Source organism: Deinococcus aerius, assembly GCF_002897375.1.
Lineage (GTDB): Bacteria > Deinococcota > Deinococci > Deinococcales > Deinococcaceae > Deinococcus > Deinococcus aerius.
In genome coordinates, this window is sequence record NZ_BFAG01000010.1 from 145804 (window position 1) to 169975 (window position 24172).

Consider the following 24172-nt stretch of genomic DNA (forward strand, 5'->3'; position numbering starts at 1 on the left):
CGCGGGCGCTTCTCCTCGTCGTCGGCGCCGCCCTCCCCCTCGCCTGCGGGGGCGAGCCGCAGACCCGCACGGACGCGCCCCCCTCCAGCCCGGCGCCCACGCCGCCGTCCCCACCCCCCACGCCGCCCGCCCCACCGCCCGTTCAGGCCGGGATTCCCGTGGTCAGCCCCGTGGTCCTCGCCCGGTATCCGCATGACCGGGACGCCTTTACCCAGGGCCTCCAGTACGTGGGGCAGGGCGTCCTGGTCGAGAGTACCGGGCTGGTCGGGGCGTCCGGGGTGCGGCGGGTGGAGCTGGAAAGCGGGCGGGTGCTGCGGGGGGTGCCCACGCCAATCCGGGAGGCATTCGGCGAGGGGGTGACGGTCCTGGGCGGCGTGGCGTACCACCTGACCTGGCGAACGGGCGTCGCCTTTGCCCTGGACGCGGTCACCCTGCGCGAGGTGGGCCGCTTCACCTACTCCGGCGAGGGCTGGGGCCTGACCCACGACGGCCAGAGCCTGATCATGAGTGACGGGTCGAGCACGCTCGTCTGGCGTGACCCGAAGACCTTCGCCGTCACCCGCCGCGTGCAGGTAACCGGTGGGGGTCAGCCCGTGCGGAACCTCAACGAGCTGGAGGAGGTGCGGGGGAGCCTCTACGCGAACGTGTGGCCCACGAACCGGATCGCGCGCATCGATCCCGGGACGGGTCAGGTCACCCTCTGGCTGGACGTGGAGGCCCTGACCCGGGAGGTGAGCGCGGCGGCGGACCAGGCGGGGCGCCCCCTCACGGCGGAGGATGTGCCCAACGGGATCGCCTTTGTCCCCGAGCGGGGCACCCTCCTGCTCACAGGCAAGCGCTGGCCCACCATGTTCGAGGTGCAGCTTCCCGGCGGGCCGGACGAGGGGCAGGCCCCCGCCGGGGACTCCCCCCGGTGACGAGCGCCGGGTCACCGCGGTTGGGCGGGAGTCCCGTGTGTCACGGTTCATCACAGGTCGGTCCACATGATAAGCCGTGCGGCCCTCGCCCCCTTCGTGAGGGCCGCCCCCACCCAGGAGGCCACACCTCATGATCAAACGCTCAGCCCAGGCCCTCGTGTTCCTCGGCGTCACCGCCCTGAGTCTGTCGGCCTGCGGCCTCACCGCCCAGCCAGAACCCGCCGCACCGGGGACGGCCCCCGCCTCCGTCCTGGATGCAGAGGCGCCCACCTCTGCTCCCCTGCAAGCGCTCAGCGGCGTCAAGCTCTCCGACGCGGAGGCCAGGTCGCGCGTCCGGGCCGCCGGGATCACCGTCTCCTCCAGCGGGAATTGCAGCGACCGGTACACCAGCACCTGCACCTCGCTGGAACAGGTGAATTCGGGGACCATCGACGGCATCCTGACCCTCAAGCGGGCCTCGGGCTGCGCGGTCACCATCACGGGGGGCACAGAGACCGGGCACGCCAGCGGGACGTACAGCCACTGGAACGGGTACAAGCTCGACATCAGCAAGTCCAGTTGCATCGGTAACTACATCCAGAACAGCTTCACGCGCATCAGCAACCGCGGCGACGGCGCCCCGCGTTACCAGAGTGCGGCGGGCAACATCTACGCCGACGAGTATTGGGCCAACCACTGGGACATCCTGTACTACTGAGCCGCGGGGGGCGCCCAACGAGCCTCGGTTCAGCGCGGCCAGCGGTTCTCGTGATAAGTAGCTGTCGGGTGATGACAGGGGCATCACCCCGAACGGAGTGAGCAGGCAAAAAGTGGCTGGTGGTGGAGGTGGAGCGTTTCCCGGCGCCCTTTCCGGGAAGGGCGGAACCGGAGCCGCCAGCCACTTACAGGGTGGCGATCTCCTCGTCGCTCAGCGGGCGGTTGTAGACGCGCACGTCGTCCGCCTGGCCGCCGAAGCTCGTGGGGGTCAGGGCGCCGCGGCAGCTCGTGGAGGAGACGGCCGGGCCGACCACCAGGCGGCCGCACTCGAACGCGGAGGGCGAGGTCACCCCAGCGGGGAGGACACTTTCCGCCACGTTCACGCCGTCCACGAACAGGCTCAGCACGTAGCGCCCGTTCACGAAGGCGGTGCGCCCGACCACGAACACCCAGCGGTTCGTGGGCATGAACTCGCCGCTCTGCGGGCCGGAGAGGCCGATGAAGTTGTTGTCGGGGTACTTCGTGCGAATCCAGTACTGCAAGCGGCCGCTGGCGACGCTGAGCGTCGGCCCCCGCTCCAGGCCCATGATGTACTTGCTGCCTTCCGCGCTCATCCAGTTGTCGGCCTTGACCCACGCGGCGAGGGTGATCTGGTTGTCCACCGTCTCACCCGTGCCGAGATTCGCGGTGAAGGCGGTCGGCACGTTCCCGGTGGACCCGGCGTTGGCGAAGGTGAAGGCCTCCTGCGGGTTGCCGAAGCGGTCGGCGGCGGGCACGGGGGCGGGCGTGACCATGCCGTTCAGGCCACCCGGGCCGGCATCCTGGGTGCTGTTGTTGAACCGGTAGTAGGCGCGCAGGCCGTTCGTCGGGGGGCAGGTCACGGCGGCGCCCACGGCGGCGGTGGTCGTGCCGCCCCGCGTGTCGGTGGCCGTGACGCGGATCGGCTTCGGGGCGCAGAGGGCGTAGTCGTGGGTCAGCGAGAAGGGCGAGAAGTTGTCGTTGAGTACCGTTGGGGTGCCGCCGTCTCCCCAGTCGATGGAGACGGTCTTCAGCGTGCCGTCGGGGTCGCTCGCCCGGCCCGCGAGGGTCACCCGGAACCCGAAGGGCGTGGCGCTTACGTCGCTCACCACGGGCGGGAGGTTGCGCGGCACCAGGGGCTCGGGGTCGGCGGAGTCCCTCAGCCCGTCGCCGTCGGTGTCGGCATTCCGGGGGTCGGTGCCCTGCGCCTTCTCCTGGGCGTCGGAGAGGCCGTCGCCGTCCGTGTCGGGGTTGGCCGGGTTGGGGTAGACCTGGCGGGGATACCCGGGCACTCCCTGGGCGTTCACGGTCCAGCCCACCCGCGCCTCGTCCGCGTCGGAGAGGCTGTCGCCGTCGGTGTCGGGGTTGGCGTCGTCGGTGCCGTGGAAGTATTCCTCGGCGGCGGTGAGGCCGTCCCCGTCGCGGTCCTGCACGCGCAGCACCCGCACCTCGCTGCCCGCCGTGAGCACGATGTCGTCCACGTTGGTCGCCGGGGTGACGGTCATGCCGTTCGACCCCACGACCGCCCAGAGGGTCTTGTCGGCGGCGGTGCTCGCCACGTCCGCGCCCAGCACCGCCAGGCGCAGGCAGACCGCGGGCTGGTCCTCGGCGGCGCAGAGCTGCGCGAACAGGGCCTCCCCCCGTGCGGAGTCCCCCGAATTGTGGCATAGCGGGGCGCCAGCGGCAGGAAGGGTCAGGCCCCGCGGGGCCGCCGCCCCCTCACCTCGGCGCGAGAACCCGTGCCCACCCCCGCGCCCGCACGAGTTGCCGGGCGCGGCGGGTGGCCTCGCGGTAGGCGGCGGACAGGTCCCCCTCCCCCCGCGCGGCGAGCCGGGCGCTCAGGGTCCCCTCCGGCAGCCCCTCCAGCCCGGTCGGGCCCGGGGGGTCGCGCCCCGCCTCCCCGCTGAAGAGCCGCGCGAGGCCCTCGGCGAGCCAGCGCGGGAGGTCCCGGGGCTGGGCGACGTGGAAGGCCTCGTGGCGGATGGTGAGGGCGAGGGTGCCGCGCGCGGCGAGGGCGCCGAGGCGCTGGGTGTGGATGACCGCGCCCCGGGTCGTCGCGGCGACGAACCACGGCTCCCCGGTGCGGCGCGCGAAGTCCGCGGCACTCGCCGCCGCCGCCAGGCGCGTATCGGGCAGCGTGAGGCCCAGGGCGCTGAGGTCCCGCCCCGCCCCACGCCAGGCCCCAAACACGGCGGGCAGGTAGGCGCGGTCCCGGGGATCACTCACCGCCACATCAAGGCGCCCCCCCTGCGCGGAGGCGACGCCCAGCAGCCCCGCGAGCAGAAGGGCGGGGAGGCGCACTACTGCCCCCGGTCCCGCACGGTGAGGGTGGCGGCGGGTGCGTAGCCCTCCACGTCGGGCTGGTACATCAGGAAGGCGTGGGTGGGCAGGGCGGTGAAGGTGCCGGGCGTCTGGGCGCGCAGCACGTAGGTCATCTTCCCCGTCCCGCTCAGGAAGTCGGCGTACAGGTCCACCCGGTCGTCCAGGAGGTCGCGCCCCGCGTACCAGTAGTTCCAGGCGAAGGGGTCGTCCTCGTCCACGCTGTTCAGGCCGGAGATGGCGAGGGAGCGGTCGTCGAGCGCCTTCATGCCCGCCGGGATGGGGTCACTCACGAGGAGGTAGCGGGCATTCTTCTCCCGCGGCTGCACGGTGAGCGTCACGAGGATCAGGTCGCCGACCGTGACGGGCTGGAGCCGTCCGCCGCGCAGGAGGGGCGTGCGTGCGTAGGTGTACCGCTTGTCCTTCGCATTCCAGGTCGGCACGAGCCGCTCGTAGGTCCGGGTGAGGGCGAAGCCGCGTGAGGGGTCGCCGGGCAGGGAGCGGGGCTCGCGGGCGAGGGTCAGCTCGGCGGAGAAGGAGGCGCCGCGCGGCCCGGTGACGCGCAGGGTGTTTTGCCCGCGGGCGAGCTGGGAGAGATTCGCGCCCGTGAGGTTGACCTCGCCCGCGCCCGTCACCGTTCCGGCGGGCTGGCCGTTGAGGCTGACCTGGGCGGGGAGGGGCTGACCCGCCGCAGGTTTTAGGGCGAGGGCGGCGACGACCACGCTCGTGGTGTCCTGGGTGCTGACCCAGCGCGGTCCCCGGCGGTTGGCGAGGAGCCACTGGGACGCGCGCGGGATGAGGAGGCTCCCCGGGTCGAGCCGCGCGAGGGCCTCCAGGGCGGCGGCGGTCGTCTGCACGCTGTTGTCCTCCCAGGACCAGAACCAGCCGGCGCGGCGGGGGGCCTCCCAGTGGACGGGGGCGCCCTGCCCACCCTCGACGCGGCGGGCCTTCAGCCGGTCGAGCAGATCGCGGGCGGCCTGCTTCCGTCCGGCCCGGTCCAGGGCGAGCGCCGTGTGCGCGAGGGCGTAGGGGGCGAGTTCGGCGCGCCCGGCGAAGGCGGCGAGCTTGGCGGCATTCACCCGGCCCGCCTCCGCCAGGGCGCGGTAGGCGGTGGCGCGGGCGCCCTGCGGCTCCTTGCCATCCTCCACATGCCGGGCGAGGTACACCAGGGCCCGGTCGAGGACCCGGTTGTCCACCCGCACGCCGAGCCCCCGCGCCCGCAGCAGGCCGCGCGTCACGTAGGCCGTCATCTCCAGGGTCGAGCCGTCGAACTGCCAGAAGCCCCAGCCACCGTCGTCGTGCTGAAAGTCGGAGAGGCGCGCGAGGCTGAGGTCCATGATCTTGGGGAGGTCTCTCCGCACGCCTTCGGGGAGGGCATCTGGTCCCAGTGCCTGACGGGCGAGGAGGGCGGGCAGGAAGCGGCTCATCGTCTGCTCGGTGCAGCCGTAGGGGTAGCCGACGAGGTATTCGAGCGCGGGCGTCACCGCGTCCAGCAGCGACGGCGTGACGAACACCCGGAGCCGGGCCGTGGCGAGGTTGGCGTCCTGGGGAACTCGCAACGGGACGGCCTCACCCCCCGCGCCCGCCACCGTGAGGCTCGTGTCGTACCCGCGCGCCTTCACGGGCAGGGGGAGCCGGAGACTATCGTTCGCGTTTCCAGCCTGCACGCCGAAGGTGACGCGGGCGGTGCCTGCGGTGTTGGCACGCACGTTGAAGTCCTGGCGAGTCCGTCCCCCGGCACTCACGGTGACCGGCGAGCCTGCTGCACGGAACAGCCCGAGCGGCGCGACCGGCGTGAGGCCCTGCACCCGCGCCGTCACCTGACCCTTGGCCGTCTGGGGCAGCGTGTTGTTCACCACCCCCGCCAGCGTCGCCGTGTCCCCCCGCACCAGGAAGGGCGGCAGGCTCAGCCGGGCGATCACGTCCTTGGTCGTCATGGTGATGGCGGTGGTCTGCCCAAAGCGGGCCGACACCGTCTGCGCCCGGGCCGTCGCCACCCAGGTCGTCAGGTTGTCGGGGAAACGCACGCTGAGTTCGGCGCGGCCCGTGTCGTCCGTCACGAGGTTGGGCACCCAGAGGATCGTGTCGCGGAAGTCCTCGCGGGGTGTCCCCTCCTGCGGGCGGTCCCCGGTCTTCCCCTGCCCGAAGGCGGCCTCGGTCATCGCCGGGGCGGGGGCGGGCAGGCGGCCCGTCTCGAAGTAGAAGGACACGCTCGAATCGGTGCCCACCACGTTCTCGCGCGGCGCGTGGAAGACGTTCAGCATGGGCGTACTCGTGTCCGGGCGGATGAGGTAGATGGACTGGTCCACCACCCCCAGGGTCAGCTCGGCGGGCACGCCCTTGCCGGAAGCGTCGCTCACCTGCACGGTCAGGCGGCCCGTCTCACCCGGGCGGTACTTCGCTTTCGCGGGAGTGACCCGCACGCTCAGCTCTGCCCCCCGTACCGGCACCCGCACCCGCGCCGCGTTGGAGTAGAAGTTGCCGTCGCCCAGGGCCGCCGCCCCCACGAACACGTCCCCGCCCATGTCGGGCGTCACCCGGAACGAGTAGGTGAGGGCCGAGCCGCGGCCGCGCAAGACCGTCGAGCGGCGCAGGCGGTCGCCCTCGATGGTGACCAGGACCGGGGCGCCGGGGCGCGGGTTGCCGATCAGGACCGTCGCGGTCTCCCCCGGCGCGTACGACCTCTTGTCGGGCCGCAGGGTGAGGTCGCGGTAGTTCCAGCCCCAGTCCTCGCCGGGCTTGAGGACCCAGGCGAAGTTCTCAAAGGTGGAGGTCCGCCCCTGCTCGTCGCGCACGGTGGCGCGCAGGAGGTAGCCGCCGCCACGCCGGGCGGTGAGGGTGGCGCTCCCCTCCCCTTTCGCGTTCGTGCGGGCGGTCACGCGGGCCTCGCGGGTCTCGCGCAGGGTGTACTCGCCCCGCACCTTCACCCATTCCTGCCGCACGAGGTCGAGGGTGACGGGGGCCGCCCGACCGGCCCCGGCGAGGTCACGGGTGTCCAGCGTGACCTGAATCGGCTTCCCCGCGTCGTACACGTAGGCGTCGGTGCGGGCCTCGACGTTCACGCTGGCGGGAAAGGCCAGGACCCGGGCGAAGCCGCTCACCGGGCGGCGCGACTCGTCCTCGACCTCGGCCTCGATGCGGTAGCTCAGGGGCTGGCCGTTCTCATCCCGCTCCAGGGGCAGGGTGAGGTCGAGATTTCCCGCCGCGTTCAGGCGCGTCTCGCCCTGCACCACGAGGTCGGAGCCGTAGTCCTGCCCGTCCATGCCCGGAGGCAGGTAATCCTCCGCATCGAAGCCGGGCGGGTAATACGGCGCGCGGGTGACGTTGTAGGTGACGCGCGCCCCGCCCACGCTCCCGCCGAAGAGGTAGCGGGCGCTGACCCGCACGCCGAGCTTGTCGCCCTGCACCGCCCGCTCCCGGCCCGGCGTCACCGTCACCGCGTACTCGGGCTTCTGGTAGGCCTCGACCGCGAAGGTGCCGCCCACGCCCTCGCGGTCCCCGCCCACTCCCGACACCCGCGCCTCGAAGCGGTACTCGCCGAGCTTGGCCCCCGCCGGGAGGTCGAAGCCCGCGCTGAAGGAGCCGTAGCCGTTCGTGGTCAGGCTCTTCTGGAACACGCTCTCGTCGAAGGGGGAGAAGACGGTCACCCGCACCGCCCGGTTCGCCAGGGGCTTCAACGTCTGCCCGCTCCGCAATGTACCCTTGAACTCCACGTGCTGCCCGGGGCGGTACACCGGGCGGTCGGTGTAGACGAAGCCCTTCACCCCCGGCGCGGCGTAGCTGTTCCAGTTCGCACCCGACACCGCCCACTGGGTGCCGAAGCGCGCGAGGAAGAATTCACCCTCCTTCGCGGGGGCGGTGAACTTCGCCAGGCCGTCGGGGCTGGCGAGCGTGCTCGTCCCCCCCGTCCCCAGCCGCCACACCCGCGCCGCCCGCGTCGCGCCGCTCGCCCGGTCCGCCGCGTAGACGAGCGCCGTGTCCCGGTCACGCTTCACCACCAGGCCGAGGTCGCTCACCAGGATCAGGGTGCCCGCCCGGCCCGCGCGCAGGACGTACAGGCCGGGGGAGAGCCGCCCGAGCTTCACCTCACCGTAACCCTTGCCCCCCGTCCGCAGGGTTCGCACGGGGGTCGTCCGCGTGCCGGGCGGCAGGTCGGGCTGGTGGGGGTCGGGCACTCGGCTGAACACCGCGAGCGGGTCGGCGACGCGCTCCAGGCGGAGCTCGGTGCGGGGCGGGGCGTTGACCCCGATGCTCACGTTCTGACCGGGACGAAAGACGCCCCCGTACAGGCTGACGGGGGGCTGGGCGGGCGCGAGCGTGACGGTGAGCAGGGCGGCGAGCAGGCCAATGCGGGCGGGGGTTCCCTTCATGCGTCCTCCGGGGCTTGACGTGGCCCCAGCGTACAGCCGAGCTGGCTCCGGCGCGCCCGCACGACCGGACCACGCCGTTCCAACAGAGCGCGGCTGGAAGAGGCTGGTGATCGGTGGGGCGATGGTGCGGTCTGAAAGTGCAGCCTGCCGCGCCGTCGCCCCCCACTACGACCGCACCGGACCGGGCGCGCGAACGAGCGGCAGATACACCTCGTCCACGATCTCCATCAGAACGGCGTCCGGGACTTCGGGCGCCCCGCGCATGAAGTACTCGTGGCGCAACAATGCCAGGGCCACGCCCGCCACCCGCGGCCGCAGAGCTTCCGGGCGAGCCTCCCCCCGGGCCACGGCACGTTTCAGGACGGGCAGGAACAGTTCCGCGCCGCCCTCCGCCCCCCGGGCCTGCACCTGCGCCCGGACTTCCGGGTCGTTGGGGATGCCCGCCAGCAGGCCGCGCAGCACTGCTCCCAGGGGGGAAGCCCAGTGCCGGTTCGCGCCGCGCATGATGGTGAGAATGTCCTCGCGCAGGTTCCCCGTGTCCGGCGGCGTGAACTGTTCGGCGGCGAGGTGCCCGTAGGCCGCGAACGCGAGGGCGGCCCGGCTCGGCCAGCGGCGGTACAGCGCGTTTTTATTGGTGCCCGCCCGGCGCGCCACTCGGTCCATGTTGAAGTTGACGTACCCAGCAGCCAGGAGTTCGTCGGCGGCCGCCCGAACGATGGCCTGGTCGAGGGCCGCCCCGCGGCGGCGCTTAGAAGTGGGGATGTCGTCGGGCATGGCGCTGGCAGGTCCACTGTACGGCCTGACCTTCAGCGTTTATGCTGTTTAATAGGGTACTCTAAGTACCCTATGGGGGAGGACGTATGCGAGGCAGGGGCGTTACCTACGACACGGGTTTCTTCAACGGGATCACCAGCACCCACGAACCCTTCGACCCGGGCGCCGTCCGGCGCGACCTCCAGGTGATCCGGGACGAACTGCACTGCACCGCCGTTCGCCTTACCGGGGGCGACCCGGAGCGCCTCGACCTCGCCGCGCGCCACGCCGCCGACCTGGGCCTGGAGGTCTGGTTCTCACCGTTCACCTATGAACTCAAACAGGAAGCGCTACTCGACCTCCTTCTTGACTGCGCCGACCGCGCCGAGCGGCTGCGCCGGGAGGGGGCCCGCGTCGTGCTCGTGACCGGTGCCGAATTGAGCCTGTTTACCCACGGCTTCCTGCCCGGCGACACCGCTGAAATCCGCCTGAGTGGCCTGCTTGGGCGGGACCCACAGGTGCTCGCGGGCCTGCCCGAACTGCCCACACGGATCAACACCTTCCTGCGCCGCGCCGTCACCGCTGTACGTTCGCGCTTTGCCGGACCCGTGACCTACGCCTCCATCCACTTCGAGGGCGTGGACTGGGCCCCCTTCGATTTCGTGGGCATGGACCTCTACCGCACCAAGGAGACCGCCCCACACTTCCGGGGTGCGCTGCGGGCTCTGAAGGTGCCCGGCAAACCTGTGGCGGTCACCGAGTTCGGGTGCGCCACCTACCACGGTGCCGCAGACCGGGGGGCGGTGGACATCGTGGAGTACGAGGGCGGTCACCCCGTTCGCCTCAGGGGAGAGTACGAGCGCGACGAGGCGGAACAGGCGCGGCTCATTACGGAACTCGTGACCCTCTTTGAGGAAGAAGGCGTGGACAGCGTGTTCGTGTGTACCTTCGCGTGCTTCTATCTGCCACACCATGACGACGGGCGGCCTGACCTGGACCTGGCGAGTTTCGGGGTCGTGAAGGTCCATCCCACCGGGCCGGACCAGGCGGGGGAGCCGAGATGGACGCCCAAGGCGAGTTTCGCTGCCCTCGCCGCTTCCTATCAGGAAGGAGCTTGAGCGCCAGACTGTTCAAACCTACCCTTGGCACTATCCAGGTTGGGGAACAAGGGGGTTGGCTGAACGGCCAGACCTACCTTGAACGGTGAGGTGCGGCGCGTCAGGTGTGCGGGTCACGAGCACACCCCCATGCCCTACCGCAGAATCTGCCAGCGATACACCCCCAGGAAGTTGGGGTTGCCCGGCGTGGGGTGGAAAGCCGGGTCGGGGTGGCGCATCAGGGTGGCGAGGGTCACCAGCCGCACCTCGCCGCCCTCGTCGGGGCGGGCACCGGTGTGGTACACGACCCGCCCGTCCCCCAGGGAGACCATGCTGTGGTAGGCCCCGAGTGCGGGGCGCAGGAAGAACAGGAGGTCGCCCCGCTGCGCCCGTGAGGGGTCGCGCGTGACGAGGGCGGCGGAGAAGTTGGCGAGGAAGCGCGCGGAGGTGCGGCCCACCAGCCGCCCGGCGTCCACGTCCCCCGGGCGATACGGCCCGGGCGCGACCCGGAAGACCGAGCGCGACACGAGGGGCGCCGGGTAGGTCAGCCCCCGCACCTCCGGCAGCCTGGGACGCGGCAGGAACTTGAACTTCGCCCACCACGCCGCGTCATGCGGCATCAGCGCGTTCACGAAGGCGTAGCGCACCAGCCCCGCGCAGTCCTGGTCCTCCGTCCTCCAGTCGGCGGAGAGGCCGTAATACTGGCTCTCGGCGATGCTGGCGAACCAGTCCGCAAAGGACGCCCGGTCCTGCCCGACGAGTTCGAGCGCGTCCGGGTAACCGTCGCGGTCGGCGTCGGCGGCGCTGACGGCGGGAGTGCCCATGGTCAGCAGCGCGGCGAGCGCGAGGAGGGCGGCGAGCATGTCAGGAGTATCGCGTTTCTGGAAATGCCCTTCGCAGGCCCCGCACGGATAGGCAAATCGGCCTACTGCACTACGCCAAAAGGCGGTTGGTCTTCCCGGCCCGCAGTGCCTAAGTTGCAAAAGATTTCCCGGGTACGCCGGAAGGAGCCCCCCCATGCCTCAAGGATGCCGATTCGTCCAGCCACACCAAGCCCCCTTTGCTGGAGGTCGTGACGGTTCATGCACATCCTTGACTTGGGAGTTCTCGCCCAGGTAGACGCGGGGACAAACAATCTCACCGGGCAGCCCCCACAGGTCAGCGTGGGGTCGCCCTCCGGCCTGTCGTGGTTGCCCCGGGGTCCCAATCATTCCTGATGTGGAAGGGCGCAGCCCCAGCCGCAGGCCAACGTGTCGTCATGCCGAGCGCCAGCGAAGCATCCCTAAGTCTGGGACCCTTCGCGCCGCTCGGGGTGACCAGCTCGGTGAGCCCGACCAGGGGTTTCCCACGCAGCCTCGGGCGTCCGTCCAGTCGCGGAGGTGCCGAGTCACGCCTCCCGGCTGGCGGGCATCTTCCCGGCGGCTCGGCACGGAGCCCGGGCGCGCAACCGTGCCCGCTCCCCGCGGAAGAGGCGCGCCGATGATCACGCTGCCCTGTCGTGGGCACTTGGCCGACTCGGCTGCGCGGCTCAACCCCCTGTAACCGCGGGGCCTGCTACAGCCTTGGCAAACGATTCTGAGCCGCGACATGTGGGCACAACTCAAGCTCTCCCTTGACACAGAGGAGTTTTCCTTGACTTCCCGACTGGGCATCTTCTTGTCGTACTACCGACCCTACCGGCGCACGCTGGTCATCGACCTCTTCTGCGCCTTTCTCGTCGCGGGGATCGCGCTCGTCTTTCCGCTGGGCGCGGGGTACATCACCCGCACGCTGCTTGGGCATCCCGGCGAGGGGACATTGGAACAGATCGTGACGGTGGGCGCCGCGCTGCTGGGGCTGGTGGCCCTCCAGATCGCCGCGAACACCTATGTGGACTACCAGGGGCACATGATGGGCACCCTGATCGAGCGGGACATGCGGCGCGACCTGTTCCGGCACCTCCAGTCGCAGCCCTTTCAGTTCTTCGACGGACAGCGCACGGGCCAGCTCATGAGCCGCCTGACGAACGACCTCTTCGCCATCGGGGAGCTGGCGCACCACGGCCCCGAGGACCTCGCCATCGCCGTGTTCAAGTTCGCGGGGGTGTTCCTGATCCTGCTGGGGATCAATGTCAAGCTGACGCTGCTGCTGTTCTGTTTTCTCCCGCTGATGGCCGTCTACGCCCTGTACTTCAACCGCCGTCTGAACGCCGCCATGCTGGGCAGCAAGGCCCGCATCGGGGACGTGAACGCGCAGGTGGAGGACTCGCTGGCGGGCATCCGCGTGGTGCAGTCGTTCACGGGCGAGGCGGTCGAGCAGGGCCGCTTTGGCCGCGCGAACGACCTGTTCGTCGAGAGCCGCCGGGAGGGCTACCGCAGCGAGGCGTTCTTCTACCAGGGGATGACGGCCTTCACCCAACTGATGACGGTCGCGGTCCTGGTGTTCGGCGGCCTCGCCATCCTGCGCGGGGAGTTGCGGCTCGACGCGCTCGTGACCTACCTGCTGTGCGTGGGCATCCTGATCGAGCCCATCGGGCGGTTCGTCAACATCGCCCGGCTGCTCCAGGAGGGGCTGACCGGCTTCGAGCGCTTTCTGGAACTGATGGCGGTGAGACCGGAGCTGGAGGACGCCCCGGGGGCTGTGGAGCTGGAACACGTGCGCGGCGACATCCGGTTTGAGCACGTTTCGTTTCAGTACCCGTCGGGCGCCGGGCCGGTGCTGAGGGACATCAACCTCCACATTAAGCCCGGGGAATTCGTCGCGCTGGTCGGGGCCTCCGGCGTTGGGAAAAGTACCCTCTGCGCGCTGATTCCCCGCTTTTACGACGTGACGGGGGGGCGGATTCTGATCGACGGCGTGCCGGTTCAGGACCTCCGCCTGCACTCGCTGCGGCGCCAGATCGGCGTGGTGCAGCAGGAGGTGTACCTGTTCGCCGGAACCGTTCTGGAGAACATCCGCTACGGGCGCCCGGAGGCCAGCGAGGCGGAGGTCGTCGAGGCGGCCCGGCGGGCGGGGGCGCACGACTTCATCCTGGCGCTCCCGCAGGGCTACCACACCGACATCGGCCAGCGCGGGGTGAAGCTCTCCGGCGGGCAGAAACAGCGCCTGAGCGTGGCGCGCGTCTTCCTGAAAGACCCGCCCATCCTGATCTTCGACGAGGCGACGAGCGCGCTGGACAACGAGAGCGAGCGCGTCGTGCAGGACGCCCTGGAACGGCTGGCGCGGCGGCGAACCACGCTGGTCATCGCCCACCGCCTCTCCACCGTGCGAAACGCCGGGCGGATCGTGGTGCTGACTGCGGACGGCATCGCCGAGGAGGGCACCCACGACGAACTCCTGCGCGCGGGCGGGGCCTACGCGGCGCTGCAAAATGCCGGGATGGAGCTCTCCAGCCTATAAAAGCGTCCTGGCGCAGCTTTTTAAGCCTCCGCACAAAGACTCGCGGGAGGGTCCGATCAGCCTGTGATCCTGCTCAAAACCGCGTCCAGCACGGCAAAACCAACCCTTTCTTCTGTTAAAGGTCAATCTAATCCACTTGTTACGTCAATAACGTAATATGAGGATACTTAAGGATGGCCCAGGCTGGTGGATCGGAGTTGCTGCCGGCGCGTCGAGCGCCGCGGAAGGAGAAGGTGGAGCATGCTGGACGTGACTCTCAGGCGGAAGTTCCCGGCATACACCCAGGACGCGACCGGCACCCAGCGGTTCATCGACGGCGTGCAGGCCCTGGGCGAGCGGCTGGGCGGGCAGGCGCACGGCCTGTACCTGCGCGGCCCCAGGGAAGCCCGCGTCCTGTCCATGCAGCCCCTGAACGCGGAGATGCTGGTGATGGAGTGCCTCGACGACGACGGGGGCACGTTCCTGGTGCTGAGCGCCGTGGGGGTGGTGCAGCTCGAGGTGCGGCCAGTTGCGACGCTGCCGGAGGCCGTGCTCCCCGAACTGGTCGCTGTGGGCCAGTAGGCGGGCCGTTCGTGGGTGGGTATGGACGGCCCCATCCCAGCCTTGAGAAGGCCCTGGCGAGGAAAAACCCCTCCCCAAGAGAGAAGGCTTCTTGACCCCTCTACCACGGGGAGAGGGGCGCTGCGAAGCAGCGGGGTGAGGGGTCTTCTTTTCCAAGCATCTGTCCCTTGCGTCCGAATGGGAAGACAGGACATGCGCCGGGCGTGAAAAAGGAGTCAACTCTTCTTTCACCCCCCGGTCGCGCGGGAGCCTATAACCAGGACATGCCCCTACGCCAAGCCGCCCTGCTGCTCCTCGCCGCGAGCGCCCTGACGGGCTGCGGCCTCCTCCCCCGCCCCGGCGCCGAGGTCACCCGCTACGTCCTCCCCGACACGCCGACCAACGCGGGCGCCGTGTTCCCCGAGGGCGTGGCCCTCAGGCCGAACACCCAGACCTTCTTCGTGACGAGCACGACGGACGGCACGATCTACCGAGGCACCCTCGGCAACCCCACCACGGCGGTGTTCCTGCCGGGCGGGGCGGACGGGCGGACAACTGCCGTGGGGCTGAAGGCGGACGGGGCTGGGCGCCTGTTCATCGCGGGGGGCAGCACCGGGAAGATGTTCTCGTACGACGCGAACAGCGGGGCGCTGCTGCGCGCCTACAGCACCCCGGCGGGCGCAAGCTTCATCAACGACGTGGCGCTGGCGGGCGACTACGCCTATTTCACGGACTCGCTGCGCCCCGTCATCTTCCGGGTGCCCCGGACGGCAGCCGCGGGGGGCAGCACCTCCGCCGAGGCGTGGCTGGATGTCAGTACGACGATCCCGTACTCGACGGCCCCCGGCGCGTTCAACCTCAACGGCATCGCGGCGACGCCGGATGGCCGGTACCTCATCGTGGTGCAGTCGTATAGCGGCAAGCTCTTCCGCATCGGGGTGGCCGACCGGTCGGTGGCCCAGATCCAGATCGACGGGAGCGTGGTGAACGGCGACGGCCTCCTGCTCGACGGGCAGACGCTGTACGTGGTGCGCAACGCGGACAAGATCATCGTGCCGATCTCCCTCGCGGCGGATTTCGCCAGCGGCACCATCGGGACGCCCTTCTCGGATGCGAGCCTGCGGTATCCCACGACCATCGCCCAGACGGACGGGCGGCTGCTCGTGGTGAACTCGCAGTTCAACAAGCGCGGCCCCGGGCTGACGCCCGAGTTGCCCTTCACGGTGTCGAGCGTGCCGATCCCCGGGAAGTAAGGACGCTCAGCCGAAATTGCGGTGAGTCGAAGACGAGGGGCGAGCGGACCTGCAAAGCCGCGAAGCCGAGCGGGGGGCGGCGATGGGCGATGAGCAGTCAGCCTCCGCCGCGCTCGGCAAGACAGGCGAGGGGCCGCCCCACGTCTGGGGCAACCCGGACTCAGACCTGAATATCCGGTGACAGCAGCGCCCCGGCCGTGAATCGCTCGTACCGGAGAGGGCCGATGTCGATGAACGGCTCTTCTCCCAACGCTTCCTGGGCGATCACCCGCGCGATCGCCGCCGCCTGCATCACGCCGTGCCCCGAGAAGCCGCAGGCATTGAGCCAGCCGTCCACCCGCGGCATCCGGCCCACGATGGGCTGGTGGTCGGGGGTCACCTCGTAGTAGCCCCACCAGCTCGCGCGGCGGTCCAGGGAGGCCGTCTCCAGCCAGGGGAAGCGCCCCAGCGCCCGCTCCAGGGTGGGTTCGAGCCACGCCCAGTTCATGCCCTCACGCCAGCCCACGTCGGCCTCGTCCGCGCGACCCAGGATCAGCCGTTCCCCCTCGGAGCGCAGCCACACGCCGCTCTCCAGGTCGAAGACCATCGGCAGCGGGCGCGGGAGGTTCAGGGGCCCGGTGGTGAACACCATGCGCCGGGCGGGGCGCACCGGGACCTCCAGCCCGGCGAGCGCGGCCACCTCGCCGGACCAGGCGCCCGCGGCGTTGAGGACCTGGGGCGCCTCGACCTCCCCGGCGGGTGTGGTCAGCCGCCATTGTCCCCCTGCCCGGGAGATGGCCGTCACCGGCGTGTCGAGGGAGAAGCGCACACCCGCCTCCCGGGCCAGGCGGACGTACTCGAGGGTCAGGCCGTGCGGGTCCACGAAGCCGTCGGTCGGGCAGAAGGTGCAGCCACCGAGGCCCCCCGTCTGGAAGGGCGCGTGCCGCTGCGCCCCGGCGGGCGTGAGGACTTCCGTGGGCACCCCGTGGGCGTGCTGACGCCCCACGCCCGCGAGGTGCGCCGCCCACTGCGCCTCGGGCACCAGCATCAGGTATCCGGCGGGCTGGTAGCCGGACCCGGGCATGGCGGCGTACTCCTCGATGCTGTGCCGCGAGAGCAGGATGTTGGTGTCGGTGGCGAACTGGGCGCGCACCCCGGCGGCGCTCCGGCCCGTGGAGCCCCCCGCCGGGTGGCCGCGTTCGAGGACCCGCACCCTCAGGCCGTGCCCCGCCAGCCGCCACGCGCACGCCGCGCCGACGATCCCGGCGCCGATCACCACCACGTCCCACCCGGCCTCCGCCGTCACGCGAGGTCCGCCTCGACCTTCGGGAAGCCCTCGACCGGGAAGGTGTCCACGTTCGCCGACCGCTGCTGGACGAGCACCCCGCCGTCCACCACGATGAACTGCCCGGTGATGTACGCGGCGTCATCGGACGCGAGGAACAGCGCCGCCCCGGTCATGTCCCCCGCCACCCCGTAGCGGCCCAGCGGCACGGTCTTCTCGCGGTCGCGGAGCTGCTCCCCGGTGAGCCCGTAGGTGTTGATGAAGCCCGGCACCACGCCGTTCACCCGCACCCCGTACGGGGCGAGGTCGAGGGCCATCGCGCGGGTCATGGCCTCGATGCCGCCCTTGGTCGCGTCGTAGGCGACGTTGCCGCGGTGCGCCCGGGTAGCCCCACCCGACGAGGTGCTGATGATGACGCCGCGCCGCCGCCGCACCATCACCCGCGCGGCCCGGTGCGAACACAGGAACACGCTTCCCAGGTTCACCCGCACGATGCGGTCCCACCAGGCCTCGTCCGCCTCCAGGAAGTGGCGCGCCGTGTCGATCAGGCCCGCGTTGTTGTACAGCACGTCCACGTAACCGAGTGCCGCCTCGACGCGGGCGAACATGGCCTCCACCCCCGCGGCGTCCGAGACATCGGCGGGGACAGCCAGGGCGGCGCCACCCGCGGCGGTGATGCCCTCCACCACCGCCCGCACGGCGTCTTCCTTCACGTCGTTCACGGCGACCCGGGCGCCCTCGGCGGCAAACCGCTCGGCGACGGCGCGGCCGATGCCGCCGCCCGCACCGGTCACGAGGACCACCTGGCCTGCGAATCGTCCGGGGGAAGGGTTCGTCATGGGTCCTCCTTGAACGGTCGGCGGGGACGGACGGGCGGGAGACGCCGCACTCCCCGAGTTCCGGCACTCTAGCGCCGTGGGCACGTGGGGGCGGGGCGAGGCGGCCTGTCCTGCGATCCGGGGGGCGCCGCCCGGATCGTGCGGGGACAAGGTGCCGCATCCCGGCCCCGCTCGGATAGAGTCACGGGGCGGGTCCCCTCTTTCGCCCACTCCCCCGGAGGTCACTCATCATGCGAACCATCAAGCTCGGCACCAGCTCCCTGGACGTTCCCGTGATCGCCGTGGGGTGCATGCGCCTGGACTCGCTCGACCGGTCCGAGGCGGAACGCTTCGTGCAGGCGGCGCTCGACGAGGGTGCGAACTTCTTCGACCACGCCGACATCTACGGCCGGGGCCGCTGCGAGGAAATCTTCGCGGACGCCATCGGCATGAACGGCACGGTGCGGGAGGGGATCATCCTGCAATCCAAGTGCGGCATCCGGCAGGGCATGTTCGACTTCTCGAAGGAACACATCCTGGCGTCAGTTGACGGCATCCTGCGGCGGCTGAAGACCGACTACCTCGACATCCTGCTGCTGCACCGTCCCGACACGCTCGTCGAGCCCGAGGAGGTCGCCGAGGCCTTCGACGAACTGGAACGCTCGGGCCGGGTCCGCCACTTCGGCGTCTCCAACCAGCACCCGCACCAGATCGACCTGCTGAAGAAATACGTCCGGCAGCCCCTCGTCGCCAACCAGCTTCAACTGAGCCTCACGAACGCCACGATGATCAAGAGCGGCTTCAACGTGAACATGGAAAACGAGGCGGCGGTGGACCGCGACGGCTACATCCTCGACTACTGCCGGCTGCACGACATCACCATCCAGCCCTGGTCGCCCTTTCAGTACGGCTTCTTCGAGGGCGTGTTCCTCGACAACCCCAAGTTCCCAGAACTCAACGCGAAGATCGACGAGGTCGCGGCGAATTACGGGGTCAGCAACACGACGGTCGCCATCGCCTGGCTGCTGCGGCACCCGGCGCGGATGCAGCCCGTGATCGGCACGATGAATGTCGGGCGGCTGAAGGACTGCTGCCGGGCGAGCGAGGTCCACCTGACGCGCGAGGAGTGGTACGCCCTCTACCGCGCGGCGGGCAACGTGCTGCCCTGAGAGGGGGTGGGTCAGGGGCGGAGGTGGCGCGCCTCGAATTCCTCCGCCCCCACCGGGCGCCCCAGCAGGAAGCCCTGGCCGACCGTGCAGCCCAGGCGCCGCAGGGCCGTGAGTTGCCCCTCCGTCTCGATGCCCTCCCCCACCACCGCCGCGTTCAGGCCCCGGGCCAGCGTGACCGCGCTGCGCACGAGGGCCTGATCCTTGTCCCCGCCGGGCAGGGGCTGGACGAAGGAGCGGTCGAGCTTGAGCTGGCCGATGGGCAGGTGCTGAAGCTGCCTCAGGTTCGAGAAGCCCGTGCCGTAGTCGTCCACCGCGACCCGCACCCCCAGGGACGCGAGACCCTGCGCCAGCCGGCGCGCGCCCTGCGGGTTGGAGAACAGCACGCTCTCGGTGACCTCCAGCACCAGCCGCTCGGGGGGCAGCCCGGCCTCCCCCAGCACCCGGCGCACCTGCTCGGGAAAGCTGGGGTCCTCCCACTGGCGGGCGGAGACGTTGACCGACAGGTCCACCCCCAGGGAGCCCCGCTCCCGCCAGCGCCCGAGCTGCGCGCAGGCCTCCCGCAGCACCCAGGCCCCCAGCGGGACGATCAGGCCGCTGGACTCCGCGAGCGGGATGAACTGACCCGGCGGAGTCCAGCTCCCGTCCGGCTGCGGCCAGCGCAGGAGCGCCTCCAGGCCTATCACCCGGCCCGTGCCGAGGTCCACCTGCGGCTGGTAGTGCAGGCGGAACTCCTCCCGCTCCAGGGCCTGGGCCAGGCGGCCACGCAGGTGGAGTTTTTCCTGGGCGGCGCGGGTCATCTCCTCCTCGTAAAAGCAGCACTGCCCCTTGCCGACCGCCTTGGCCTGGTACATGGCGGTGTCTGCCGCCCGCAGCAGCGCCTCGGCGTCGCGCCCGTCCGCCGGGTAGAGGCTGATGCCCACGCTGCAATTGGTGACCAGGGTGTGGCTCCTGACCTGGAAGGGCTCGCGCAGCGTCTCCTGGAGCTTGAGCGCCACGTTCGCCGCGTCCAGCGTCCCGCGCAGCTCGGGGAGCAGCACCACGAACTCGTCCCCGCCGAAGCGCGCGACCGTGTCCTCCGCGCGCAGCACGTGCGAGAGCCGCTCCCCCACCGCGCGCAGCAGCGCGTCCCCCACCGCGTGCCCCAGGGAGTCGTTGATCACCTTAAAGCCGTCGAGGTCGAGGACCAGCATCCCCACCGGGGTGCCGCGCCGGTCGGCCTGCCGCAGGGCCTGCTCCGCGCGGTCGAGCAGCATCAGCCGGTTGGGCAGGCCGGTCAGGGCGTCGTGGTGCGCCAGGTGCTCGCTTCGCTCCTGGGCCTGTTTCCAGTTCAGCACCGTCAGGCGCAGCTCCAGCGTGTCGATCACGATGGCGGCGAGGTCCTGGAGGAAGGTCCGCTGCTCGGGCGTGAACTCGCGGGGGTGGTGGTCATACACGGCGAGGGTGCCGATCCGGTAGCCGTCCGGGGTGATCAGGGGGGCACCGGCATACGAGCGGGCGCCCTCGAATTTCACCATCGGGTCGTTCTGGAACCGCGGGTCGGCGTGCAGGTCCCCCACGACGAAGGGTTCGTCCCGCCGAATGGCCTCCCCGCAGCAGACGCTCTCCCGGTCCATCTCGTGGATGTTCGTGCCGACGCTCGACTTGAGCCAGGTCCGCCGCACGGCCACGAAGCAGATGATGACGATGGGCGCCTCCAGCAGGTGCTTGACGAACCGGGTGATGCGGTCGAACTCGGCCTCGGGCGGGGTATCGAGCACCTGGTACCGGTGGAGACACTCCAGCCGCTGGGCCTCATGGGGGTCCACCGTGCGTTCCATTCTTAAGTATGTGTTATTTCCCTCACATGCCCGTCAGGTTCGAAAACTTGGCCCTATATGTGAAGAAAATATTAAGGCGCCGGATGTGCCTTGCCCTCGTCGGGGCGGGAAGTGAGGCCGACCGTGCCCCGAAGATAAACCAGCCACCCTGAAGAGGCACTATGAAGGACTCTTCATGTCAGCTCCCTCTTTTGTATGCGTTGACACAAACTCGGCGTTAGGCCAAGTGGAGTTCTGGGTATGAGCTCTCCCAGTACCCGGCTGGGTATGGCGACGCCCCGCTGATCTTCCAGGTCTTTGCCCAGGCATGGACGCTCGCCTAGGACCTCGACGATGCTGGCGCCCAGGACCGTCTGGTGGGTCTGCGGCGACGGTCCTGCCGTCTGCCCGAGGACCGCCAGACGGCCATCCTCGAAGAGGTCGCCCTTCTGGCGGAGCAGCTCCGCGGGCGGCAGGAACAGGGCCGCGGGAGGTGGGGCCATGAACGATGAGGACGGGCACCCCGGCACACCGGGCGGCGACCTCGCCCGGTTCCAGCGCGGGGCCCAGGACTGGCTGGTCCTCCTGTCTGGCGGCGTGACCCTGGGGCCGCTCTCCGCCACGGCACTGCTCCGGGCCTGGAGGCATGAGCTGGAGCGGGGACGGGGCCACCGGCTGATGGCGTACGCGATCACGGCGCACGGGCGGACGGTGTACCTGGTGGGGCCCCACCCGGGAGCGGGCCCGCGCGGGCTGCTCGTGGAGGGCGAGCGGGTGTCGCTGTGCGGGCTGGACGAGCGGGGGCAGCCGCTGGCGCTGAGGGGCCTGCCCCTGAGCCGGGTCAACGGCTACCTCTTCATCACGGGGCGCCTCTCCTGGTGAAGGGGCGGAACGTCTCTCTGGCGGCGCGAGGGACGCCGGCCCGCCAGAGGGCTGCACCGGCCCGCGCTCGCCTGCGGGGGAGCGGCCTGGAGATCGGCCAGGCCTTGGGGCGGACGCAGGCCACCAGCAGCGAAGGGAGCCCAGGGCTCCCTCCTCCGGCAACATGCGGGTGACTGGACTCGAACCAGTCCGGGGCCAACACCGACCCGCTCGCGCGCCCGTTTTGAGAGGGTGGGCGCCTCCCCTTAAGCCCTCGGGGAGGAGTATGGCGGGCCGCCTCGTACAGCAACATGACAGCGTAGGGGCGTGGCCTTTGCGGCCGCTCACGTCGGTGGCCCTCCCGCGGGGGTGGGGAGTATCCCCACTCTGGCACCCATTCGGGGACGAGCGGACGACAGGGCTGAACTGGGGGAGGTCGTCCCGGCGTGATGCCGGGGGAGAAGTCAGGCCCAGTCGCCCAGCGCCGGGGCACGTCCCGCCTGGACCCCCGGAATATACGTACCCCCACCCGCTACAGTCTCCCCATGCAGGCCGCCCTGTACCGCGAGTTCCAGACCCGCCCCGAGGTGCTGACCGTCCCCGACCCCACGCCCCCTGGGGACGGCGTCGTGGTGCAGGTCGGCGCGACCGGCGTTTGCCGCAGCGACTGGCACGGCTGGATGGGCCACGACCCCGACATCACCCTGCCGCACGTGCCCGGGCATGAACTCGCCGGAACGGTCGTGGCGGTCGGGAGGGACGTTCGGACCTGGCGGGTGGGCGACCGGGTGACGGTGCCCTTCGTCTCGGGCTGCGGGCGCTGCCCGGAGTGCCGGTCGGGAAACCAGCAGGTGTGCGAGCGGCAGTTCCAGCCCGGCTTCACCCACTGGGGCTCGTTCGCCGAGTACGTCGCCCTGCACCACGCGGAGGGGAATCTCGTGCCCCTGCCGGAGGGCCTGGATTTCGTGACGGCGGCCAGCCTGGGGTGCCGCTTCGCCACCTCGTTCCGGGCGGTGGCCCAGCAGGGGCGGGTGCGGGCCGGGGAGTGGGTGGCGGTCCACGGCTGCGGCGGGGTGGGGCTCTCGGCGGTCATGATCGCCCATGCGCTCGGCGCGGGGGTGATCGCCGTGGACATTGACGATGAGAAGCTGCGGCTGGCCCGGGACCTCGGGGCCGACGTGACCCTCAACAGCCGCATGATCCCGGATGTGGTGGGGGCGGTCCGGGACCTGACCGGGGGCGGCGCCCACGTGTCGCTGGACGCGCTGGGGCACCCGCAGACCTGCTTCAACTCCGTGCAGAGCCTGCGGACCCGGGGGCGGCACGTGCAGGTGGGGCTGCTGCTCGCCGGGGAGCGGCACCCGCCAGTTCCGATGGACCGGGTGATCGCACGGGAGCTGGAGATCTACGGCAGCCACGGGATGGCCGCGCACGCCTACCCGGAGATGCTGGGCATGATCGAGCGGGGCGCGCTGCGGCCGGAGAAACTCGTCGGGCGGCGGATCAGCCTGGCCGAGGCCCCGGACGCCCTGATGGGGATGGACCGCTTTCCCGGCAGCGGCGTGACGGTGGTGGACCGGTTCTAGCCGAACGTGACCGGGAGCCGCTTCACGCCCGAGACGATCTGGCTGGGGATGGGGTCGAGGACGGTACCGGGCGCCACGCGCAGGTTCGGCAGGCGCTCCAGTAAAGCCTCCAGCGCGAGGCTCGCCTCCAGCCGGGCGAGGGGCGCCCCCAGGCAGAAGTGGACCCCGTGCCCAAAGGCGAGGTGCCGGTTCGGCGTGCGGGCGGGGTCGAAGCGGGCCGCGTCCGGGAACTGCGCCTCGTCGCGGTTGGCCGAGCCGATCCAGGCCAGGACCGGGCTGCCCTCGGGGATGAGTTGCCCGCCCAGCTCCACGTCCTGCGCCGTCACCCGGAACATGGACTGGACCGGCGAGCGGAAGCGCAGCGACTCCTCGATGGTCGTGGGGAGCAGGTCGCGGTCGGCGACGACCCGTTCATACGCCTCCGGCGCGCCCTGCCAGCACAGCACCGTGTTGGCGAGGAGGTTGGTCGTGGTCTCGTTGCCCGCCACCAGGAGCAGGATGCAGAAGCCCAGGAGTTCCTGGGTGTTCAGGTGCTCGCCCCCCACCTGCGCGGCGATCAGACCGCTGATGAGGTCCTCGCCGGGCACGTGCCGGCGCTCCTCGATCAACCGCCCGAAGTAGGCGGCCATCTCGCGGCTGCCGCTCAGGTCGCCCGTCACCACCGCGTCCGACCAGCGTTTGAAGCGGTCGCGGTCCGAGGCGGGGATGCCCAGAATCTCGGCGATCACGATAACCGGCAGCGGGTAGGCGAGGTCGAGGACGAAGTCCATCCGCCCGGACCCCTCCACCGGGGCGAGGAGTTCGTCCACGAGTTCCCCGATGCGCGGCGCCAGGGCGCGGACCTGCCTGGGGGTAAAGGCCTGCTCGACCAGGGCGCGAAGCTGGCGGTGCCGGGGCGGGTCGGTGGAGATGATGCTCGACGACAGCGCACTCTCGGCGTTCTCGCCGCGCGGGCGGCCCCGCTCGGAGGAGAAGGCTTTCCAGTCGGAGAGCGTGCGCTGCACCCCCGCGTAGTCGAAGACCATCCACATGCCGGACTGGGGATCGCGGACCACGGGGGAGGCGCGGCGCATGTCGGCGTACCAGGGGAAGGGGTCGAGCAGGGTGAAGCTGGAGGCGGTCATGGGCGGTCCTTTCGGGGAGGGAAGCGGCGAACGGGGGGACCCGCCGCCAAGCTTCGGGCATTCGGGCGTGGCGGAGTGAGGTCCGCGGCGCATTCTGGGCCGTGAGGAGGATGTCTTCCACGGCGAGGGGGCAGCCGGTTCAAGAGTCCGTGCGCCCCGCTTTTTCGCCGCCTCTATCAGGCGGGACGGCCAGCAGGGGGAGCGTCACGGTCG

Annotated in this window: 18 protein-coding genes; 9 read left to right on the forward strand and 9 right to left on the reverse strand. The window is 70.9% G+C overall.

Annotated features, from left to right (window positions below; genetic code table 11):
* Positions 1 to 152: 152 nt before the first annotated feature.
* Positions 153 to 917 carry a glutaminyl-peptide cyclotransferase gene (locus DAERI_RS14355; RefSeq protein ID WP_235610412.1) on the forward strand — a complete coding sequence of 255 codons (765 nt, stop codon included), beginning with the start codon at positions 153 to 155 and terminating at the stop codon, positions 915 to 917.
* Between the two features lie 130 nt (positions 918 to 1047).
* On the forward strand, positions 1048 to 1614 hold the full coding sequence (locus DAERI_RS14360; protein ID WP_103130110.1) for a hypothetical protein: 567 nt from the start codon (positions 1048 to 1050) through the stop codon (positions 1612 to 1614).
* 184 nt (positions 1615 to 1798) lie between these two features.
* Here the strand turns inward: DAERI_RS14360 and DAERI_RS14365 are convergent, their stop codons facing one another.
* The 4 genes from DAERI_RS14365 to DAERI_RS14380 form a co-directional block, all read right to left on the reverse strand.
* Complete coding sequence (locus DAERI_RS14365) at positions 1799 to 3205, reverse strand: LamG-like jellyroll fold domain-containing protein (RefSeq protein ID WP_103130111.1); 1407 nt, start codon at positions 3203 to 3205, stop codon at positions 1799 to 1801.
* 145 nt (positions 3206 to 3350) lie between these two features.
* On the reverse strand, positions 3351 to 3932 hold the full coding sequence (locus DAERI_RS14370; RefSeq protein ID WP_103130112.1) for a hypothetical protein: 582 nt from the start codon (positions 3930 to 3932) through the stop codon (positions 3351 to 3353).
* Complete coding sequence (locus tag DAERI_RS14375; RefSeq protein WP_103130113.1) at positions 3932 to 8320, reverse strand: alpha-2-macroglobulin family protein; 4389 nt, start codon at positions 8318 to 8320, stop codon at positions 3932 to 3934. Before DAERI_RS14375 ends, DAERI_RS14370 begins: the two co-directional genes overlap by 1 nt.
* Before the next feature lie 165 nt (positions 8321 to 8485).
* Complete coding sequence (locus DAERI_RS14380; protein WP_103130114.1) at positions 8486 to 9094, reverse strand: TetR/AcrR family transcriptional regulator; 609 nt, start codon at positions 9092 to 9094, stop codon at positions 8486 to 8488.
* A gap of 86 nt (positions 9095 to 9180) precedes the next feature.
* Between DAERI_RS14380 and DAERI_RS14385 the strand changes: the two genes are divergently transcribed.
* Positions 9181 to 10191, forward strand: coding sequence for a glycoside hydrolase family 113 protein (locus DAERI_RS14385; RefSeq protein WP_103130115.1), 1011 nt, complete (start codon positions 9181 to 9183; stop codon positions 10189 to 10191).
* A gap of 134 nt (positions 10192 to 10325) precedes the next feature.
* On the opposite strand, the gene DAERI_RS14390 is transcribed toward DAERI_RS14385, so the two are convergent.
* Positions 10326 to 11033, reverse strand: coding sequence for a DUF1175 family protein (locus tag DAERI_RS14390; protein ID WP_165794219.1), 708 nt, complete (start codon positions 11031 to 11033; stop codon positions 10326 to 10328).
* 769 nt (positions 11034 to 11802) lie between these two features.
* On the opposite strand from DAERI_RS14390, the gene DAERI_RS14395 reads away from it, so the two are divergent.
* The 3 genes from DAERI_RS14395 (at position 11803) to DAERI_RS14405 (ending at position 15341) form a co-directional block, all read left to right on the forward strand.
* A complete protein-coding gene (locus DAERI_RS14395; RefSeq protein ID WP_103130169.1) occupies positions 11803 to 13548 on the forward strand; it encodes an ABC transporter ATP-binding protein in 1746 nt (581 codons plus the stop codon).
* Between the two features lie 240 nt (positions 13549 to 13788).
* Positions 13789 to 14109 carry a hypothetical protein gene (locus DAERI_RS14400; RefSeq protein WP_103130117.1) on the forward strand — a complete coding sequence of 107 codons (321 nt, stop codon included), beginning with the start codon at positions 13789 to 13791 and terminating at the stop codon, positions 14107 to 14109.
* A gap of 263 nt (positions 14110 to 14372) precedes the next feature.
* A complete protein-coding gene (locus DAERI_RS14405) occupies positions 14373 to 15341 on the forward strand; it encodes an SMP-30/gluconolactonase/LRE family protein (protein ID WP_103130118.1) in 969 nt (322 codons plus the stop codon).
* Between the two features lie 160 nt (positions 15342 to 15501).
* Here the strand turns inward: DAERI_RS14405 and DAERI_RS14410 are convergent, their stop codons facing one another.
* Positions 15502 to 16626 (reverse strand): NAD(P)/FAD-dependent oxidoreductase, encoded by a 1125-nt coding sequence (locus DAERI_RS14410; protein ID WP_103130119.1) that lies wholly within the window; start codon positions 16624 to 16626, stop codon positions 15502 to 15504.
* Positions 16623 to 17444 (reverse strand): SDR family NAD(P)-dependent oxidoreductase, encoded by an 822-nt coding sequence (locus DAERI_RS14415; RefSeq protein WP_103130120.1) that lies wholly within the window; start codon positions 17442 to 17444, stop codon positions 16623 to 16625. The genes DAERI_RS14410 and DAERI_RS14415 overlap by 4 nt, the downstream gene beginning before the upstream one ends.
* Before the next feature lie 230 nt (positions 17445 to 17674).
* Between DAERI_RS14415 and DAERI_RS14420 the strand changes: the two genes are divergently transcribed.
* Positions 17675 to 18592 carry an aldo/keto reductase gene (locus DAERI_RS14420; RefSeq protein WP_103130121.1) on the forward strand — a complete coding sequence of 306 codons (918 nt, stop codon included), beginning with the start codon at positions 17675 to 17677 and terminating at the stop codon, positions 18590 to 18592.
* Positions 18593 to 18603: 11 nt separating this feature from the next.
* Here the strand turns inward: DAERI_RS14420 and DAERI_RS14425 are convergent, their stop codons facing one another.
* A complete protein-coding gene (locus tag DAERI_RS14425; RefSeq protein ID WP_103130122.1) occupies positions 18604 to 20409 on the reverse strand; it encodes a putative bifunctional diguanylate cyclase/phosphodiesterase in 1806 nt (601 codons plus the stop codon).
* A gap of 480 nt (positions 20410 to 20889) precedes the next feature.
* On the opposite strand from DAERI_RS14425, the gene DAERI_RS14430 reads away from it, so the two are divergent.
* Together DAERI_RS14430 and DAERI_RS14435 are read left to right on the forward strand one after the other, a co-directional pair.
* Positions 20890 to 21270 carry a hypothetical protein gene (locus tag DAERI_RS14430; RefSeq protein ID WP_103130123.1) on the forward strand — a complete coding sequence of 127 codons (381 nt, stop codon included), beginning with the start codon at positions 20890 to 20892 and terminating at the stop codon, positions 21268 to 21270.
* A 524-nt stretch (positions 21271 to 21794) separates the two neighbouring features.
* Positions 21795 to 22835 (forward strand): zinc-dependent alcohol dehydrogenase family protein, encoded by a 1041-nt coding sequence (locus DAERI_RS14435; RefSeq protein WP_103130124.1) that lies wholly within the window; start codon positions 21795 to 21797, stop codon positions 22833 to 22835.
* Here DAERI_RS14435 and DAERI_RS14440 read toward each other — a convergent pair.
* On the reverse strand, positions 22832 to 23959 hold the full coding sequence (locus DAERI_RS14440) for a cytochrome P450 (RefSeq protein ID WP_103130125.1): 1128 nt from the start codon (positions 23957 to 23959) through the stop codon (positions 22832 to 22834). The genes DAERI_RS14435 and DAERI_RS14440 overlap by 4 nt on opposite strands.
* Between the last annotated feature and the right edge of the window lie 213 nt (positions 23960 to 24172).